The sequence below is a fragment of the Spiroplasma endosymbiont of Lariophagus distinguendus genome, assembly GCF_023846195.1.
In the GTDB taxonomy this organism is placed as follows: domain Bacteria; phylum Bacillota_I; class Bacilli_A; order Mycoplasmatales; family VBWQ01; genus Spiroplasma_E.
Window position 1 is genome coordinate 1 of record NZ_JALMUW010000011.1, and the last position, 20790, is coordinate 20790.

Here is a 20790-nt window from a genome sequence, read left to right on the forward strand (position 1 = left end):
ATTTACTTATTTTAATGTAAAAAAAATTTGGCATCGTGCTATTTTCCCATTGCTGGTATTTTCGCCGCTGGAGTGCTTAACTGCTGTGTTCGAGATGGGAACAGGTGTGACCACTCCGCCATGGACACCAAATAGTTTAGCAATTGCTCCCTAAAAACTAGAAACAGACATCTTTAAATTTGATTACTTTTGATTTGCAATAGAGAATATATTCTTCAATAAATCCTCGATCTATTAGTATCAGTAAGCTGAACATATCACTATGCTTACACACCTGACCTATCAACCTTGTAGTATTCAAGGGATCTTACTTCTTTCGAATGAGAAATCTCATCTTGGAACTGACTTCGCGCTTAGATGCTTTCAGCGCTTATTCATGCCCTACATAGCTACCCAGCTGTGCCACTGGCGTGACAACTGGTGCACCAGAGGTAGGTCCATTCCGGTCCTCTCGTACTAGGAACAGCTTTCCTCAAATTTCTTGCGCCCACGACAGATAGGGACCAAACTGTCTCACGACGTTCTGAACCCAGCTCGCGTACCGCTTTAATGGGCGAACAGCCCAACCCTTGGAAGCGACTACACCTCCAGGATGCGATGAGCCGACATCGAGGTGCCAAACCTCCCCGTCTATATGAACTATTGGGAGAGATTAGCCTGTTATCCCCGGGGTAACTTTTATCCGTTGAGCGACGGCCTTTCCACACAGCACCGCCGGATCACTAAGCCCAACTTTCGTTCCTGCTCGACTTGTATGTCTCGCAGTCAAGCACCCTTTTACCTTTGCGCTCTACATATGATTTCCATTCATATTGAGGGTACCTTTGGGCGCCTCCGTTACTTTTTAGGAGGCGACCGCCCCAGTCAAACTACCCACCAGACACTGTCCTTAGACCAGATTATGGTCTCAAGTTAGAATTTCAATATAGCAAGGGTGGTATCCCAATGGTGACTCCATGCCTACTAGCGTCTGCATATCAACGTCTCCCACCTATGCTGTACAAACTACACCAAAATTCAATATCAAGTTGTAGTAAAGCTCCACGGGGTCTTTCCGTCTAATCGCGGGTAACCTGCATCTTCACAGGTACTAAGATTTCACCGAGTCTATAGCCGAGACAGCGTCCGGATCGTTACGCCTTTCGTGCGGGTCAGAACTTACCTGACAAGGAATTTCGCTACCTTAGGACCGTTATAGTTACGGCCGCCGTTCACTGGGGCTTCAGTTCAAAGCTTCGCTTACGCTAACAAATCTCTTTAACCTTCCAGCACTGGGCAGGCGTCACCCCCTATACATCGTCTTACGACTTAGCAGAGAGCTGTGTTTTTGCTAAACAGTCGCCCGGACCTCTTCACTGCGACTCATATTGCTATGAGCTCCCCTTCTCGCTAACTTACGGAGTTATTTTGCAGAGTTCCTTAGCTATAGTTATCTCGCTTGCCTTAGGATATTCTCCTTGACCACGTGTGTCCGTTCTCGGTACAGGCACCATGGTGATGTCTTTAGAAACTTTTCTTGGAAGTATGGCATCAAATGCTTCGTTACTAAGCGAACCGTTCACTCCCCATCGTACTTCAAGGTTAACGCTGTGCGGATTTGCCTACACAACCCTCTTTGTACTTAGCCCAGCACTACCAATCACTGGGACATTTTAGCCTTCTCCGTCATTCCATCAGTCACCATGGTGGTACAGGAATATCAACCTGTTATCCATCGACTACGCCTTTCGGCCTCGCCTTAGGTCCTGACTAACCCTGGGTGGACGAACCTAGCCCAGGAAACCTTGGTCAATCGGCATGAAGGATTCTCACCTTCAATCGTTACTCACGCCGGCATTCTCACTTCTAAACGCTCCACTAGTCCTTCCGGTCTAACTTCGTCGCAGATTAGAACGCTCCCCTACCGCCCACAATATATGTAAACATATATATAGACCCATAGCTTCGGTACAATGCTTAGCCCCGGTACATTTTCCGCGCAGAATCATTCGACTAGTGAGCTGTTACGCACTCTTTAAAGGATGGCTGCTTCTAAGCCAACCTCCTAGCTGTCTGAACAATTCCACATCGTTTTCCACTTAGCATTGATTTGGGGACCTTAGCTGATGATCTGGGCTGTTTCCCTCACGTCCATGGACCTTATCACCCATAGACTGACTGCCAGATATGTAACAATGGCATTCGCAGTTTAATTGCATTCAGTACCCCGAGGTGGGGCCATCATACATTCAGAGCTTTACCTCCATTGCACTAATTCTGACGCTAGTCCTAAAACTATATCGGGGAGAACCAGCTATCTCCAGGTTCGATTGGAATTTCACCGCTAGCCACAAGTCATCCACGGTCTTTTCAACGAACGTTGGTTCGGTCCTCCATTAACTGTTACATTAACTTCAACCTGCTCATGGCTAGATCACCTGGTTTCGGGTCTACGACCACATACTAAACGCCCTATTCAGGCTCGCTTTCACTTAGGCTCCGTCTTTTCAACTTAACCTTGCATGTAATCGTAACTCGCCGGCTCATTCTACAAAAGGCACGCCGTCACCCATTAACGGGCTCCGACTTGTTGTAAGCATATGGTTTCAGAAACTATTTCACTCCCCTCTCGGGGTACTTTTCACCTTTCCCTCACGGTACTGGTTCACTATCGGTAATTGGTTAGTATTTAGCCTTACGCAGTGGTCTGCGCAAATTCCGACAAGGTTCCACGTGCCTCGCCGTACTCAGAATACTGTCAAGAGATTTATACATTTCGCATACTGGGCTTTCACCATCTATGGCGTTGCTTCCCAACAACTTCTGCTATATATAAATTTTGTAACTCTTCATAGGTCGAACCTAATAGACAGTCCTATAACCCCAGTCTGACGACTGGTTTAGGCTGCTCCCTTTTCGCTCGCCGCTACTAAGGGAATCGCATTCGCTTTCTTTTCCTCTAGGTACTAAGATGTTTCAATTCTCTAGGTATCACTCTGCACAACTATGAATTCATTGTACAGTACTATCTGATTAAAGATAGTGGGTTTCCCCATTCGGACATCTCCGGATCAAAGCTTATTTCCAGCTCCCCGAAGCTTATCGCAGGTAATCGCGTCCTTCATCGTCTTCCAATTCCAAGGCATCCACCATACGCTCTTAATAATTTATTTTTAGAATATCCTATTGCAAGATAAAAATTATCTTATTTTTTTTAAAAGATGTCTATTATCCAGTTTTTAAAGAACAATTGCTCAGAGAAAACAATCCCTGAAAACTAAACAGAACAAAAGAAGTAATCCAATAAATCCTCCATCTAATTTTTCTTGTTGTCTTGGTTTCTTATTAGAAACTAAACTCCATAGAAAGGAGGTGATCCATCCCCACCTTCCGGTAGGGATACCTTGTTACGACTTAACCCCAATCATCAACCCTGCCTTTGGCAGCTCCCTCCTTACGGTTAGGACACCGACTTCTGGCATTGCCAACTCTCGTGGTTTGACGGGCGGTGTGTACAAAACCCGAGAACGTATTCACCGCGACATTGCTGATTCGCGATTACTAGCGATTCCGACTTCATGAAGTCGAGTTGCAGACTTCAATCCGGACTGAGACTGACTTTTTGAGATTTGCTTGACCTCGCGGTTTAGCGACTCTTTGTATCAGCCATTGTAGCACGTGTGTAGCCCAGGTCATAAGGGGCATGATGATTTGACGTCGTCCCCACCTTCCTCTAGCTTACACTAGCAGTCTCCTTAGAGTCCCCAACTTAATGCTGGCAACTAAGGACAAGGGTTGCGTTCGTTGCTGAACTTAACCAAACATCTCACGACACGAACTGACGACAACCATGCACCACCTGTATCCTTGTTAACCTCTACTATATCTCTATAGCTTCGCAAGGTATGTCAAGACCTGGTAAGGTTCTTCGCGTTGCTTCGAATTAAACCACATGCTCCACCGCTTGTGCGGGTCCCCGTCAATTCCTTTGAGTTTCACTCTTGCGAGCATACTACTCAGGCGGAGTACTTAATGCGTTAGCTACAGCACTGCCTCATGGCAACACTTAGTACTCATCGTTTACGGCGTGGACTACTAGGGTATCTAATCCTATTTGCTCCCCACGCTTTCGTGCCACAACGTCAGTAATAGGCCAGTTAGCCGCCTTCGCCACTGGTGTTCCTTCATATATCTACGCATTCCACCGCTACACATGAAATTCCACTAACCTCTCCTATACTCTAGTAATGTAGTTTCCAAGGCGGTTAGGGGTTGAGCCCCTAAATTTAACCTCAGACTTGCAAAACCGTCTACGCACGCTTTACGCCCAATAAATCCGGATAACGCTTGCCACCTATGTATTACCGCGGCTGCTGGCACATAGTTAGCCGTGGCTTTCTGGTAAGGTATGGTCGATACTAAAATCATTTCCTATTCTAGCACTTCTTCCCTTACAACAGACCTTTACAATCCGAAGACCTTCATCAGTCACGCGGCATTGCTCCATCAGGCTTTCGCCCATTGTGAAAAATTCCCTACTGCTGCCTTCCGTAGAAGTTTGGGCCGTGTCTCAGTCCCAATGTGGCCGTTCATCCTCTCAGATCGGCTACGCATCGTTACCTTGGTAAGCCATTACCTTACCAACTAGTTAATGCGCCGCATCCCCATCAATTAGCGAAGCAAATGCTCCTTTCATTATTTATCATTGCAAATAAATAACATATGCGGTATTAGCTGTCGTTTCCAACAGTTATTCCCCACTAAATGGTAGGTTAGATACGTGTTACTCACCCGTTCGCCACTAAAGTATTGCTACTTTCGTTCGACTTGCATGTATTAGGCATGCCGCCAGCGTTAATCCTGAGCCAGGATCAAACTCTCAATAAAATTGTTTTTGTTAAAAGATGATGTCTGACTTATTTAATTTTTAATAAAAAATTGACGGATTAATTCTTGTTCTATTTAGTTTTCAAAGATCGTTTTTTCTAGTTTGTAACCCATTTATTTTCGGGCACAATAAGTATCTTACAGAAAACAAAACCCAATGTCAATGAAAATAATAGTAAAAATATAAATATTTTTTTTCGTATAAAAAAATGGTTTAAATTTTACTAATATACTTAGTAAAATTTAAATTGCTTAATTAACTAAAAAACCATTTAAGAATTAGAACCTTAAATGGTTTTTTAATTTTTATAGTTATATTTTATTCTCAACTTGTTTTGTTAATAATTTTAAAAATTCTGATAAGGTAACAATTTTACTTTCTTTTTGACCATACTGACGATAACTTAAATTATTATTTTCTATTTCCTTATCACCAATAATAATTTGATAAGGAATTTTTTGAGTTTGTGTTTCAACAATACGTTTGCCAATAGTTCCACTGCTAATAATTTCAGTTCGTAAATTATGTTGTTTACAAGTTTGCAATAATTTATTAGCATATTCTAAGGTTTTTTCTTTTTCATTTATTGGTAAAATTGCAATTTGCCTTGGTGCTAATCATAGTGGAAAAACACCTTTATTTTGTTCTAATAATGTGGCAATAAAACGTTCATATGTACCAATTAATCCTCGATGAACAATAACTGGATTTGTTTCATTATTATTTTCATCAATATAAGTTAAATTAAACTTTTTCGGTAATAAGAAATCGAATTGAATAGTAGATATTGTAATTTCATGACCTAATGCTGTTTTAATTTGAACATCAAATTTTGGTCCATAAAAAGCAGCCTCACCAATCATTGGTTTATACTCTAATTGTAATTCATCTAATACTTCACGTAATGCTGTTTCTGCTTGATTTCACATTTTATCATCATTAAAATATTTTTCTTTATCAGCAGGATCTCGTAAAGATAATGATAAATAATCAATTTTAATATTTAAAGTTTTTAAAACCTCAGCAATTAACTGATAACAACGTTTAAACTCTGTTTTCATTTGATCAAATCTAACAAAAATATGAGAATCAGTTAATTCCATACTTCTTACTCGTTCTAAACCAGTTAAAGCCCCACTTGCTTCATAACGATATAATAAAGCATGCTCACTTAAACGCAAAGGTAAATCTTTATAACTACGAAGAGCACTTTTATAAATCATACAGTGATGAGGACAAGTCATTGGTCTTAATACCAATTGTTCTTCTTCTTTTTTAATTGGAGTAAACATATTTTCACGATAATGATCTCAATGACCACTTTTTTTATATAATTCAACAGAACCTAAAACTGGTGTTGCTACTTCTTGATAATCTCACATAAATTCTTGTTTTCTCAAATATTCCTGCAAAACTTTTTTAATAACCATACCATTTGGTAAAAATATAGGTAATCCTTTACCACAATCATCATTAAAAGTAAAAATACTTAATTCTTTACCTAGTTTGCGATGATCACGATTTTTTCGTTCTTCAAGTTCATTAAGTTTATCTACTAATTTTACTTTTGAATAATCACAAATTCCAGAAATGCGCTGTAATTGTTTATTTTTATCATTTCCTAATCAATATGCACCAGTAATACTTAATAATTTAAAATCTTTTATTGATGAAGAATTATTAATAGCAACACCCGATGCTACTACTAAAGTCTTATTATCAACTAAATAAGAGCATTTTAATCCATTAACATGATTTAATTTAATATATTCTAAAGCAAAAGGATTGTCTTTATGAGTTTTTAAAGATTCTTCTTTAGTTTGACAAACTCTTTTAATTTCAATATTTTTTATTAAAATTTCACGCATTTTCTCTTCAATTTTAATTAATTCATCATTAGAAAGTCGTTTTTCATAATCAAAATCTAAATAAAAACCATTATCATTAGTATTAGCAATCGTAATTAACGCTTGTGGATACATTAATTTAATAGTATGAGCTAAAATCATAGCACATCCATAATTTAAAATAGTTCATCCTAAAGCATCATCTTTTTTAATAAACTTGATTTCAGCATCTTCTTTAATTTCTCAATATAAATCTTTTAATTGTCCATTCAGAGTAAAAGCAATAATTGAAGAATCTATATTTTCATTTTCCTGTTTTAATAATTGATAACCAGTAATTGGATTTTCAATATTATAAGTCATCGTTTTGCCATTTAATTTAATTACATTAATTTTCATGTTTTACCTAATTCCTTTTCTAATTTACCTCAGTAGTACTAGGTTATTTAACAATAAAAGTTGTAAAAGGATTAGTATTATTATTAATATCTACTACTAATACTTTTGATTTAGTAGGGATTATATAAGTGCTACTAATGCTTTTAACTAATTGCGAAGAATTACTTAATTCTACTGGAATTCCTTCAGTTGCTAAAAAAGTATAAATTCCAAAGTTTATTGCAAATTTATTATAATCAATAACATTATTAACAATAGGAATTATATAAACTGGCAAATGAGCATTAGCAATAGTTCTAATATAATTACTATCTTGACTATTAGTAATTAAATATTGTGGTTTTTCTTCAATAATTTTTTTAATAGTTTTAGCAACCAATTGATCTTTTGTATGCAATAAATCAGTAGCAATTTTACTCTGTTCTTGATGACTTTCAGCATCAACAAGAATTTTACTCATTGTTGCAATTGATAACACAGGATAGTTACCATTAGCAGATTCACCCGATAACATTGTACATGTTGCTCCCCAATCCATAGCAACCCAAACATCAGTAACTTCAGCACGTGTTGGATGAGGGTTATCTATCATTGAATCTAGCATTTGCGTAGCAACAATTATCGGTTTGTTAACAGTACGACATTTTTTAATTCATTCACGTTCTAAAAAAGGAACTTTTTCAAAAGGAATTTCAACTCCTAAATCACCACGAGCAACCATAATAGCATCTGATTCTTTTAAAATTTCATCAAAATTATTAACTGCTAATTGTGATTCAATTTTAGCAATGATTTGAATATGTTTACCATCATTATCATCTAAAACTTTGCGGATTTCTTTAATATCAGCTGCTGAACAAACAAATGATGCAGCAACATAATCTACTTTTTGCTGACAACCAAAAATTAAATCTGCTCTATCTTTTTCAGAAATAAAAGGTAAAGACAATTTAACATTTGGAATATTAATAGCACGACGATCTTTAATAGTATGTGTATTTAAAGCTTGACAAATAACAGTATGGTCTTTAACCGCTGTAACCTTTAATGTTAATTTACCATCATCTACTAGTAAATTATCATTAACTTTAATATCTTTTGCTAAATTACCATAATTTACAGAAAACTTATCCGCAGTACCAATAATCTCTTTATTATCAATTATCGTAATAATTTCATTTTTTTTGATTTCTACACTACCTTTTGTAAAGGTATGTGTTCTAACTTCCGGACCTCTAGTATCTAACATAATAGCAACTGGTACATTTAATTGTTTAGATACTTCTCTAATCATTAAAACCCTTGCTAAATGTTCATCATGAGTACCATGAGAAAAATTTAAACGCCCACAAATTGAGCCATTTTCTATTAGTTGTTTAATAACATCAGCAGAATTTGAAGCAGGTCCTAAAGTAGTTACACATTTAGTTCTTTTTATAATTGATATCAAATTATTCACCTCTTTTTATTAAGTATTTTTTTTAAAAATAACTCCTGACAAACGTAAAATTTTATTAGCAACGTTATTTTTATTTATTGAAGGTGTGTTTAATGCATCTTGAATTTCAATAGCTACTAATTTATTATCTTGCAATCCAATACAAATACTAGATTTATTACTATTTGCAAATCTTTCAGCAGCAAAAATACCCATCATTGTTGCTAAATAACGATCAAATGCACTTGGTGTTCCCCCACGTTGAATTTGACCCAATATTACTGCTCTTGTTTCACAATCAGTATCCTTTTCAATGATTTTAGCTATTTTATTAACATCATATTGACGTTCAGTTACTACTATTACTAATGAACGACGTTGTTTTTTAGTGTACAACTGTTTAATAATATCAATCAATGACTGTTCTCCAATTCCTAAATCTTTAGTTGCAACTAAATCACAATTTGCAGCAGCAGCACTGTGAAGAGCAAGATCACCACAATTACGACCCATTACTTCAACAATCATAATTCTTCCGTGAGAATTAGCAGTTTGACGAATTTTATCAAGATTTTCAACAATTGTATTAAGAGCGGTATCAAAACCAATAGTAAACTCACTTGAACTAATATCATTATCAATAGTACCTGGAATACCCACACATTGAATAGCTGCTTCATTACTTAATTTTTGCAAACCATTATATGTGCCATCACCACCAATAGCAATTAAACCTTCAATTTTTTTAGATTTTAAAATTTCAATACATTTTTTACGAGTTTCTTCTTGCTCAAATTCTCTAAAACGAGCAGACCCAATGATTGTTCCCCCCATCTCAGTTCCTAGATCAATTAAATTTGCTCAATTGTTATCAATAACGTGAATGTCATTTGTCATTATTCCTTTATAACCATTTTTTATTAAAACTAATTCAAATGGTCTTTTATCAGCAGTAGCAATTTTACTATTTTCATGATTTATACCACGAAAAGTCTTATATACTGCATTAATAACATTATTCATACCTGGTGAATCACCACCAGAAGTTAAGATTCCAATTCTTCTTTTATTTAATTCTTGCATATTTAGTCATCCTCTCTTCTAATTACATTATTTTAGTGATAATTATTATAATTTGTTTAAAATTAAAAAGGATATCAGTAAATTTAACCATAAAATATGATTTTAATTAATTAATATTATAAAATACATCGTCACCTAAAAATTTAGCTTGATCTGCTAAATCGGCTTCAATTGTTAATAAACGATTATATTTTGCAACACGATCAGTTCTTGACATTGAACCTGTTTTAATTTGTCCAGTATTAAAAGCTACTGCTAAGTCAGCAATCGTTGTATCTTCAGTTTCCCCAGAACGATGAGATACTACTGCTGTTCACCCAGCTTTTTGACACATTTCAATAGCCTCCATAGTTTCAGTTAATGTTCCAATTTGATTTAGTTTAATTAATACTGAATTAGCAACGTTTTTAATAATTCCTTCTTTAATAATTTTTGGATTAGTAACGAATAAATCATCACCAACAACTTGGAATTTACCTTCTGATTTTTCTAATAATAATTTAAATCCTTCTCAATCACCTTCAGCCAAACCATCTTCAATTGAAATAATTGGATATTTTTTAGTTAAATCAACTAAATAATCTACTAGTTGCGCTGAAGTTAATAATTTTTCAGTATTTTTACTTTTACCATCTTTATTGCCAAAAACATATTTACCATTTTTATAAATCTCTGATGATGCACAGTCCATAGCAATTTTTATATCTTTATTTGGAGTGTAACCCGCTTTTTTAATAGCTTCGACAATTAAATCTAATGCTTCTTCAGTTGATTTTAAATTAGGAGCAAAACCACCTTCATCACCAACTGCAGTAACTAAACCCTTACCTTTTAAAATACTTTTTAAAGCATGAAAAGTTTCAGCAGCCATTTGGATTGCCTTTGAAAATGTTTTATCACCAACTGGCATTATTAAAAATTCTTGAAAATCAATATTATTATCAGCATGAGCACCACCATTAATTACATTTAACATTGGGACTGGCAACTGACAAGCATTAGTACCACCTAAGTATGTATATAAGGGCACATATAATTCATCAGCGGCAGCTTTAGCAACTGCTAATGATACCCCTAAAATAGCATTGGCACCTAATTTTGTTTTATTTTCTGTTCCATCTAACTTAATCATTGTTTGATCAATTAATCTTTGATTAGTAACTTCCAAACCAATAATGGCTTCGGCAATATTTTCATTAATATTTTTAATAGCTTTCATAACACCAAGTCCACCATAAACTTTAGTATCTTTGTCTCGTAGTTCTAAAGCTTCTCTAGTACCTGTTGAAGCACCTGATGGCACTAAAGCAATCCCGTATCCACCATCTTCAGTTCAACATTCAACTTGAATAGTTGGATTTCCTCTTGAGTCTATTACTTGTAGTGCTCTAATATCAATAATACAAGACATATTTGTTAATTCCTTCTTTCTTTAATATTTCACTAATTATTATACAGAAAAAAATATTGTTTAGAATCAAAAAAGCACAAATATTTTTTATTTGTGGTTCTAAAATAATGATGATTTAATTACATTTGTTGTTGTTGTGAATGTTGAGTTGTACTACTTGGTGATGATGTATCATTAACTTTAGCAGCAGTATCACTATTTCATGGTTTTGGAGTTACTCCATCATCCTCTGGTATTAAACTTTCAGGATTATTAAGAGCAGTAATTATTGCTTTCATTAATTCATCAGTTTCAATCGTTTTTTGATTAAAATTATTACCATTAGATAAATCTTTTCTGTTAATAGTTACATTTTGTTTTACTTCATCTCTATAAAAGATATAACTTATACTTTTAAAATTATCATCTTTATCAAAAGTTAAAGAAAAATCAACTTCATTTTTAGTTAAATATGATAATGCACGAATTTGTTCAGGACTAAGTTTCACTTCTGCTTTTAATGGAATTCCAAGTTCATCATTACATAAAACATAACATTTTCCATTAAAAATATTAAAATTAAAAGTTTTAATATTTTTTGAAAATAAGTTTGATTTTAAATCAGGTATTGGTCTTACTGTTCTTGTTTCTGATACTCTTACTTTTGCTTTCTGATTTATGATACTAAGTTGTTCTTTATCTTCATCACTTAACTTATTAGAGCAATTTACTTTTTTATTATTTTCATCAAAATAATATGCTCTTAAAAATTTTCCATCATACTTATTAAATAAAATAACAGTATTTGCATTATTATTTTTATCTATTAAATTTTTCAAAATATCATTTTCATCTTTTTCTAATTTTAATTTTTTATCCAATGTTTGCTCATCAGTTGTTATGTTTAAATCTCATAATTCTCTACTATCATCTCATTTTAAATTAATAACATTTTTAACGATAACTGGAGATAATTTTGTAGCTGATGGTTTTGGTGATATTACCTGTTCAGCAGCAGCTCTTGCCACTTTAACTTGTGATCCATTTTCTCCACAGTGAATACCCTTTAATCCATTAGGAAATAAATTATTATTTGCAAAACTTTTTCTTAACTCTAATAAAGAAAGTGTTCCAATACATTGTAGTTGATTTTGATCAGCAATAACTACTCATTTTTCTACTAAATTATTACTTGGGTTTTTTGCAAAGTATACTTTTTGATACTTACTAGCAACTTCTATATCATTTCATATTTTTTTATTATCCAGAGAAAGTTCTTGTTCAAAAATTACATTTTCTGGATCTGATTTAGCATCTGATATTTTTATTTTACCATCTTCTATTACTAAACTATGCAAACCTTCTATGCTATTATTTTGTAATGTTTCAGTGATATTATTTGTAATCGGTAAAGGTTCAGGTAAATCTTCTGGTAATACTTCTGGTACAATAAGTAAAAAAAGCATAGCATCTAAATCAATTTCTTCTTGTTCTGCTTTAATAACAGATGCTAATCCAATATTATTTGTTGGTTCTATAGTAAATCCTAATTCTGGAGGAGTACTTAATGCTTTTAAATCATCAAATTGCTGGTCGGTTAAAAATTTAACTTTATGTGCTTGATATTTTACATTATCATATAATCGTCCTAGAACAGGTTTTTTTGTTATTTTATAGGTTTCTCAAAAAATTTCTCCATTTTCGTTAATCTTTTTATTTAAATAAAAAATATCATTATCAGTAATACTTTGAGCAGTTGTTGAGATTATAAAAGTATCATTTGGATCAGTAACATTTTTAATAAAAATTTCATTTCCTTGACAATAAATAAAATAGTCTTTTTCAACATTCACTAAATTTAAATGTTTTTTAAAATCTTCGATCATTGTACTATTTGAAGAATAATCATTAATTTTATAGTATTCCACATCTCAAACTGGGTTTGGTTGTTCAAATGGATTTCGCAACTGTGGAGTATCTAATAAACTTTTAATCTTTTGATTAATTAAAACATCATTTTCTTTAAACAGTCCAGAATTTATAAAAATTTCATTAAATTTTAATAAATTTATACTTCCTAATAATCCTAATTCAGGTCTTATTTCACCTTCAGATTCATCAAATAAAATTTTATATACTTTAATTTTAGTATTGTCAGTTTCATCCTCAACGAAAACTAATTGGTCTTTTTTAAATATACTTTGATCATTTTGAATTAATGATTCATCACTAATAAATATAGTATTAACTAATGAACCACTATCAACAACAAATTTTCCATCTTGATTTAAACTAACTATTTTTTTTACTTTTAATGGATTAATATTGAAAGAAGAATTCTTCAAAATATTAAGTGTATTCTTTTTTGAATATAGGTCATCCTCTACTTCAATAGCAATATCTTCAACATCACTTATTTCTGATTGATATATACTTCTCATAATGTTTGTAAATCATTTAAAATTTTCCATTAGTGGCATTTTTATATTTTCTCCTTTAATTATTACATTTATGGTGTTGGTGTAGATAAAACTGACTTAACATTTTGTTCTACTGGTTTTGATGGTGCTTCAGTACCATTAATTTCCTTTGCAGGAAAAAAATTATTACTTTGTACTTCTTTTTTAGGTGCAACAGAATTATTTTGTAAATGTTGTGAATGTAAAGAAGAGGCTGTACTAATTACTCTTTCAAGAGTATCAATTAATTTTTCATCAATTTTTATATCTTTCCTCTTATGAGTCTGGTTATCAATAATATATGCAAACAAAATCTTTCCATTTTTATCAACTTCAATATTTATACTACCATTACGAGGACATTTTTTGGCTACAAAGTTTTTAAATTCCTTAGCATCATTTACATCTACAGGAACAATTGTTTTGTTTTTATTATCAATAAATAAATAACACGTTCCATTTTCAGCAAATGATAATTTCATAGACTCTTCAGATCTTTTTATAATATTAACATTAAGATCATCTAACTCTTCTTTATATTCTTCATTATTTAAATTATTGGATTCTGATTGAGTTTTTAATAATAATGCCGGTAATTCTTTTTTACCTAAATATTCAAGAATAATCTTATCATTTTCTTTTTTAGTTCGATATAAATGTACTAGAGAACTATCTAATTTTTCTTTTACTATTACTAGTTGTTGTAATTGATCACTATTAATTGCTAAAGGTGGTTGTTGAATAATACTAACATTTTCATCATTAGTATTTTTTACTAAACGTCCCTTTTCATCTACATATACAAGTTCAATAATATATTCTTTTAAACTACTATCTAATTGTGTTTTTATATCATCAATCTTAACTTCCAAACTATTTAAAGTTATATTGGGTGATGATTCATCTTTTTTAGAACTTAATGATTTTTGTAGAAAGTCATTAAGTTCTCGATATTGATATTCTACTGTTTCTGATAATGGCATACTTTACCTCCATAATTTTTAATAAATGTATAGATTTCTAAAATAATATAGGAACTAAATATAATAAACCCCTTATATTTATTTAAAAAAATAAAAGGGGAAACACTATATTTAATTCATATGCCTATATTTTAATACTTTTATATTCTTAAAACAAGCACTTATCAATAAAAAGAAAAATCAATATATTTTTATTTAATAATTAAAGACTCACTGGTCATAACAGTTGGTTTAACTAAACCCAAAACGTCTAATAGCGTTGGAGCAATATTTGCTAAGCAACCACCTGATTTTAATTTTAATTCTGTTTTACAAATAATAAATGGTACTGGTTGCGATGTATGTTTTTTATTAGGATTACCCTCTTTATCAATCATGATTTCAGCATTACCGTGATCAGCAGTAATCATTAAAATACCATTCACTTTTTTCATTGCTTGATACAATTTTCCAATACATTCATCAATAACATCAATTGCATCAATGGCAGCATTTAAAACACCAGTATGACCAACCATATCAGGATTAGCAAAATTTAAAACCATAACATCATATATGTTTTTAGAAATTTCACTTTCTAAACGAGTAGTAATTTCGCGAGCACTCATTTCTAGTTTTAAGTCATAAGTTGCTACTTTTGGTGAAGGAATTAAAATTCTTGTTGATAGTGGATATTCAACATCAACACCACCATCAAAAAAATAAGTTACGTGTGCATATTTTTCAGTTTCAGCAATTCGTAATTGATGATATTGATTTTTACTTAATCATTCCCCTAAAGCATCAAGCATTGATATAGGTGGAAAAATAACACCTTGTGGTTTAACACTTTTAGCATATTCCATCATTGAAATAAAAAAAGTATTTTTTAATGTTGGTATTTTCATACTAATATTAAAATCATATTTATTATTTGTTAATGCTGATGCTAATTGAATTGCACGATCAGGACGGAAATTAGCAAAAATAATGCTATCGTTATTCCTAATATTACCATTATTAATTTCAGAATTATAAGCAGGCATAATAAATTCATCATTACGACCAGCACTATATTCTGCATTAACATAAGCAATAGGATCAATAAATGAAGCACCTTCATGATTAACTATTACATCATATGCTATTTTTAAACGATCTCAACGTTTATCGCGATCCATAGCATAATATCTTCCTGAAATAGTAGCAAGCATACCAATGCCTAATTGTTTCATAGTTTTTAATAACTGTTCAATATAAATTTTAGAAATATCAGCTTTTGTATCACGACCATCTAAAATAGCATGAACATAAACATTCTTAAAATTTTGTTGTTTAGCAATTTCTAATAATGCTAAAATATGATTAATATGAGCATGTACTCCACCATCACTTAGTAAACCAATAATATGAACATTACTATTATTCTTTTTGGCATGATTAATTGCTGACAATATTGTTTCATTTTTAAAAAATGTTTTATCATTTATTGACTTATTAATTAATGTTAATGACTGATAAATTACTCTACCGGCACCAATTTGTAAATGTCCAACTTCAGAGTTGCCCATTTGTCCTTCTGGTAAACCAACTGCAAGGCCAGAAGCTGAAACTTCAGTATGCGGATAAGTTTTTAATAAATAATCCAAATTAGGTTTTGTTGCAGAACTAATAGCATTAGTTGAACTAGATTTTGCAATACCAAAACCATCTAAAATACATAGTAATATTGGTTGTTTTGTTTTCATAAATTTCACCTCATATTTTATTTAATAACTTGTAACTGATGTTTAAAATTATCAGATTTAAAAATAGTAATCATTTTAGTAATAAAATCAGTAATACATTGATAATGAACAGTACTCAAAATAACAATATCTTTTTTAAAGACTATTTTAATAGATTGCTTTTTAGTAATTTTAGTAATTATTGTTTTTAAATCACAAATTGATTTTAAATCTTCACTTAATAAAATAACCATACTAGGATTATCACTAATATTATTAGAAAGAAATAAAATAGTATTACTACTATTAGCTAATAAATTGTGTCCTTTAATTTCCATTAAATTATAATCTAATAAATCATTATTAAAAGAATAATGAGTAATTTTCAAATTATCAATGACTTCTGAATAATAACCATAAGCAAAAGTCTGTGATAAATTTTCTAATATATCTTGAGATACTATCCGCCATTTTGAAAATGACTTCAATAGTTCTTTATGAATTTTTTGTAATTGTCATAAATCTTGATAATTAGTAATATTAGTTATCGGTGCTATTGGTTGAATATTTTCGGGCTGATTAATTGCTCTAATTTTTTTATTAATAGCATTAATAGCAATAATGATTGGTTTTTTAGCATTAATAAAAAAGTTTTCAATTCGTTGTTTATTACCTGCTATTAATGTTATTTTTCGCTGATCTTTATTAGTTTTAATAGCAACAACTGCTATTTTTTGCAAATTAATAATTTCTTGTAATTCAACTTCATTAAATTTTTTTAAATAACTATATTCTTTTTTATTTTGCAATAAAATTAACTGTTCTAATGATAATTTTTGTTCTAATAAAGAATTAATGATAAATTCACTTTGCAATATTTGTTTTCTATTTATCTTTAAATTATTAAGAGCAACAATAAAATTTTGTTCAGTAATAGAAATAGAACTAAAATTAGAAGTTTTATAATTTAATTGTTTCATCAAACTATTTGTAAATAATTTAGCACCAATTTTATTATTAACTAATGATTGATGATGACTTTCATTGATAGTTAAATACAATGGAATATCGTTAATAACGATTGGTCCACTATTAACCTTAACTAAATGAATATAAGTATTAGGAATAAGAGTATTATTAACATCAATTACTTCACCAGTAAAATATTCATTAGTAATAATACCTTTGTCACTAACAATACTATCACTACTAGGAGCAAAAATAGTTTTAGTACAAATAATAAAGCCAATTTGTTCTAATTGATTAGTGTCTTCACCATTTTTACTAAACAATGCTAAAATTTCTGACTTATTCCTAAAAGCATTGACAAAAGTGGTTGCCGGAAAGGCACGATGTTTAATTTTTTTTGTTAGTTTTGTTCACATACTTTTAATTTGTATCTTTGATAATTCCATGTTTAGTTAACTCCTTATTTTTATTAGTAATTTAAATAGAGTTAAATTAGTAAATCAAAAAAAGATTGTGGTACTAATGAAGCACCTCCAACTAATGCACCATCAATGTTGGGTTCAGAAAGTATTAATTTAATATTATCGGGTTTTACTGAACCACCATACTGAATACGTACTTGTTCTGCAACATTTTTATTATATAATTCACTAATAAATTCACGAATCATTTTACAAACCGTTTGGGCTTGTTGAGCTGTTGCTGTTTTACCAGTACCAATTGCTCATATTGGCTCATAGGCAATTACTAACTTAGCAATATTTTCTGTTTTAATATTTTTTAATGCTAACTTAATTTGATTTTTAATTACTTCATTAGTTTCTTTATTTTCATATTGGTTTAAAGTTTCACCACAACATAAAATTGGTATAATATTAGCATTAAATAGTGAATGTATTTTTTTATTTATTGTTTCATCTACTTCATTAAAATACATTCTGCGTTCAGAATGACCAATAATAACATGACTAACCATCATATCTTTTAGCATCTTAATTGAAATTTCACCAGTATATGCACCTTCGGTTTCATAATGACAATTTTGAGCTGCAATAATTAAAGTAGAAGTTTTGTTCATTTTTAATAAGGGTAAATTAGTAAAACTAGCTGCTATTCCATAATCATATTTAATATTTTTAGTTTTTATTAATTTATTAAATTCATTTAAAAAAAATTGAGTTTCTTCTATATTTTTATACATTTTTCAATTTCCAATAATAATCTTTTTACGTTCCATTTGTTTCTCCTTTAAGTTAATTTTTTTTTGATATAGTTGGTTTTAATAATGCTGCTGCTTCTTCATCAATAATAATTGTAACATCATCATGATTTTGTAAAAAAGTACATGGATAATTTGGAGAAACTTTACCTTCAACTAACTCTCGAATAGCTTGTGCTTTATTAGTTCCTGTAGCAATTAAAACAATCAATTTAGCTTGTAAAATAGTATGAATGCCCATCGTAACAGCTTTGGTTGGTACATCTTCAACTTTAGAAAAAAATCTTTTATTAGCTTCAATTGTTTCTTTAGTTAAATTAACAACATGTGTTTTACTACTTGCAAGAGTACCTGGTTCATTAAAAGCAATATGACCATTAGTACCTAAACCCAATATTTGTAAATCAATTGGTCCTTTTTCTTTTAATAATTTTTCATATTCTTCCACATTTTGGTCTAAATCACCAATACCTTTAGGAACATACGTATTTTTTAAATTAAGACTTTTAATATGATTAAATAATTGATGATTCATAAAATAACGATAACTTTTTACATGATCTGGAGTTAAACCAACATATTCATCTAAATTAAATGTTACAACTTTTGATCAATCTCTTTTGTTATTTTTTGCATCTGCTATTAATAAATTATATGTTTCAATTGGACTACTTCCTGTTGCTAATCCTAAAATAGCATTTGGTTTAACTTTAATAATATCAATAATAATTTTACTTAATAATTGAGCAACCTCAGTTTTATCTTTTAAAATAATTAATTTCATAATTTAAAAACCCCTTACATTACTTACTTATTCTTGTTGATACGCAATTTTTCCTTCGCATATTGTTAAAAAAATATCATTATTCTTAGTTAATACAATAATATCTGCTAATTTACCAATAACAATATCACCCGTTTTATTTGCAATTCCTACTTGTTTAGCACTATTATAAGAGGCCATTTTGATGCAATCTTGTCAATTATTATTAGTAATTTTTAATAAATTTTTAAAACCAGCAATCATTGTTGCAATGCTGCCTGCCAATTTTCCGGTTGCTTCAACAGTAACCTTATTATTACTTTTAATGACAGGTAATGGTCCCAATAAATACTTACCATCAGGCTGTCCCTTTGCACTCATGGCATCAGTAATCATACAAATTCCATCGGCACCTTTAATTTTATATGTTATTGCTAAAATATCAATATCAACATGAATTCCATCACAAATTAACTCAGTAACTAATTGATCATAATATAATGATGCTGGAACAACACCAGGATCGCGATGATTATAGGGACTCATTGCATTATAAAGATGGGTAATATGCATTAAACCATATTCAATAGTTTTAGTTATTTCTTTAAAAGTAGCATTACTATGACCAACACTAGGAATAATATTATTTTTAATTAATGAAGAAATAAAATTTGAATTTTTATTATTTAAATTAGGATCTATCTCAGGAGCATAAACAATAAATTTTAAATTTTTGTTACTAATTATATTTCAAAATTTTACTAAATTAAGATCAGGAACATGAAGTAATGACGGAGTATGTGCTCCTTTTTGTAATTCTGAGATAAAAGGTCCTTCTAAATATGCACCAATAATTCGTGCCTTGTTACCTTTATTTTCTGTTTTCATATACTTAGCAAATACTGAAAGAATATTATCAATTTCTTTTTTACTGGCAGTAACTGTTGCATAACAAAACTTTGTTACTCCCTCTTTTGGAACTAATTTTGCAAAATTATTAATTGATTCAATGGTACCATCCATTAAACTATAGCCATAACCTCCATGTACATGTAAATCAATAAAACCAGGTATTATTGTTTGATTATGACATTCAATAACCTGAGCATCTTGAAATTCATAATTATACTTTCCTTCATTAATTTGGAAAATTAAATTATCTTTAATTACTAAAAAACCATTATTTATTATTTTCTTAATGCTAATTATTTTCGCATTATTTAAAACTAAAATTTTAGACACTAATACCCTTCTTTCTAGAATTATTAATTGTTTAAAATTGCTAATGACACTATTATACCTAAAATTTTAACTTAAACCTAAATCTAAGAAAAATAATTAAAAAAAAGGCTTAATTGCCTATATTTTAAATAATGGTGGCTCGAAGCGGATTCGAACCACTGACACTTCGCTCTTCAGGCGAATGCTCTACCAACTGAGCTACCGAGCCGTTACCTATACAATAATAGCATATAAAAGTAAAAAATAACAAGGGGTTAAAACTTATTTTTTAATTTATTTAAATATATATTTATTTTTTTACTAATTATCTTCTAATTACATATCTTCTTCAACAAGGTTTTTCAGTTTTTGGCATTAAGTGATTTGAGTCTCTTCTAATTTCTTCTTTTCAATTATTATTTGATAAATCAGTAGACCCATTTTCT

General features: G+C 30.8%; 11 protein-coding genes, 1 tRNA gene and 3 rRNA genes. All 15 read right to left on the reverse strand.

From position 1 onward, the window contains the following. Positions 1–25 precede the first annotated feature (25 nt). The 15 genes from rrf to M0D11_RS01890 all read right to left on the reverse strand — a co-directional run bounded on the left by rrf (position 26) and on the right by M0D11_RS01890 (position 20573). Positions 26–132: ribosomal RNA gene (gene rrf, locus M0D11_RS01820) — 5S ribosomal RNA — on the reverse strand. Positions 133–214: 82 nt separating this feature from the next. Continuing rightward, a 23S ribosomal RNA gene (locus M0D11_RS01825) occupies positions 215–3152 on the reverse strand. 192 nt (positions 3153–3344) lie between these two features. Further along, positions 3345–4866 (reverse strand): 16S ribosomal RNA (locus tag M0D11_RS01830). Together the 16S, 23S and 5S rRNA genes form the textbook arrangement of a ribosomal RNA operon. 312 nt (positions 4867–5178) lie before the next feature. Beyond that, a complete protein-coding gene (gene thrS / locus M0D11_RS01835) occupies positions 5179–7113 on the reverse strand; it encodes a threonine--tRNA ligase (RefSeq protein ID WP_252319484.1) in 1935 nt (644 codons plus the stop codon). A 43-nt stretch (positions 7114–7156) separates the two neighbouring features. Further along, positions 7157–8563, reverse strand: a complete 1407-nt coding sequence (gene pyk / locus M0D11_RS01840) for a pyruvate kinase (RefSeq protein ID WP_252319486.1) — start codon at positions 8561–8563, stop codon at positions 7157–7159. Positions 8564–8581: 18 nt separating this feature from the next. Beyond that, a complete protein-coding gene (locus tag M0D11_RS01845) occupies positions 8582–9634 on the reverse strand; it encodes an ATP-dependent 6-phosphofructokinase (protein ID WP_252319488.1) in 1053 nt (350 codons plus the stop codon). A 106-nt stretch (positions 9635–9740) separates the two neighbouring features. Continuing rightward, positions 9741–11045, reverse strand: coding sequence for a phosphopyruvate hydratase (gene eno / locus M0D11_RS01850; protein ID WP_252319490.1), 1305 nt, complete (start codon positions 11043–11045; stop codon positions 9741–9743). 119 nt (positions 11046–11164) lie between these two features. Then, positions 11165–13504 carry a hypothetical protein gene (locus tag M0D11_RS01855; RefSeq protein ID WP_252319492.1) on the reverse strand — a complete coding sequence of 780 codons (2340 nt, stop codon included), beginning with the start codon at positions 13502–13504 and terminating at the stop codon, positions 11165–11167. 29 nt (positions 13505–13533) lie between these two features. Next, complete coding sequence (locus M0D11_RS01860) at positions 13534–14466, reverse strand: hypothetical protein (RefSeq protein ID WP_252319494.1); 933 nt, start codon at positions 14464–14466, stop codon at positions 13534–13536. A gap of 191 nt (positions 14467–14657) precedes the next feature. After that, positions 14658–16193, reverse strand: coding sequence for a 2,3-bisphosphoglycerate-independent phosphoglycerate mutase (gpmI, locus tag M0D11_RS01865; protein ID WP_252319496.1), 1536 nt, complete (start codon positions 16191–16193; stop codon positions 14658–14660). Positions 16194–16210: 17 nt separating this feature from the next. Next, positions 16211–17587, reverse strand: coding sequence for a hypothetical protein (locus tag M0D11_RS01870; protein WP_252319506.1), 1377 nt, complete (start codon positions 17585–17587; stop codon positions 16211–16213). Between the two features lie 41 nt (positions 17588–17628). Then, positions 17629–18378, reverse strand: coding sequence for a triose-phosphate isomerase (gene tpiA / locus M0D11_RS01875; protein WP_252319507.1), 750 nt, complete (start codon positions 18376–18378; stop codon positions 17629–17631). 16 nt (positions 18379–18394) lie between these two features. Beyond that, positions 18395–19144 (reverse strand): glucosamine-6-phosphate deaminase, encoded by a 750-nt coding sequence (gene nagB, locus M0D11_RS01880; protein ID WP_252319509.1) that lies wholly within the window; start codon positions 19142–19144, stop codon positions 18395–18397. Positions 19145–19171: 27 nt separating this feature from the next. Further along, positions 19172–20365: an N-acetylglucosamine-6-phosphate deacetylase gene (nagA, locus tag M0D11_RS01885; RefSeq protein ID WP_252319511.1), complete on the reverse strand. Its 1194-nt coding sequence runs from the start codon at positions 20363–20365 to the stop codon at positions 19172–19174. A 132-nt stretch (positions 20366–20497) separates the two neighbouring features. After that, positions 20498–20573, reverse strand: a tRNA-Phe gene (locus tag M0D11_RS01890). Positions 20574–20790 lie beyond the last annotated feature (217 nt).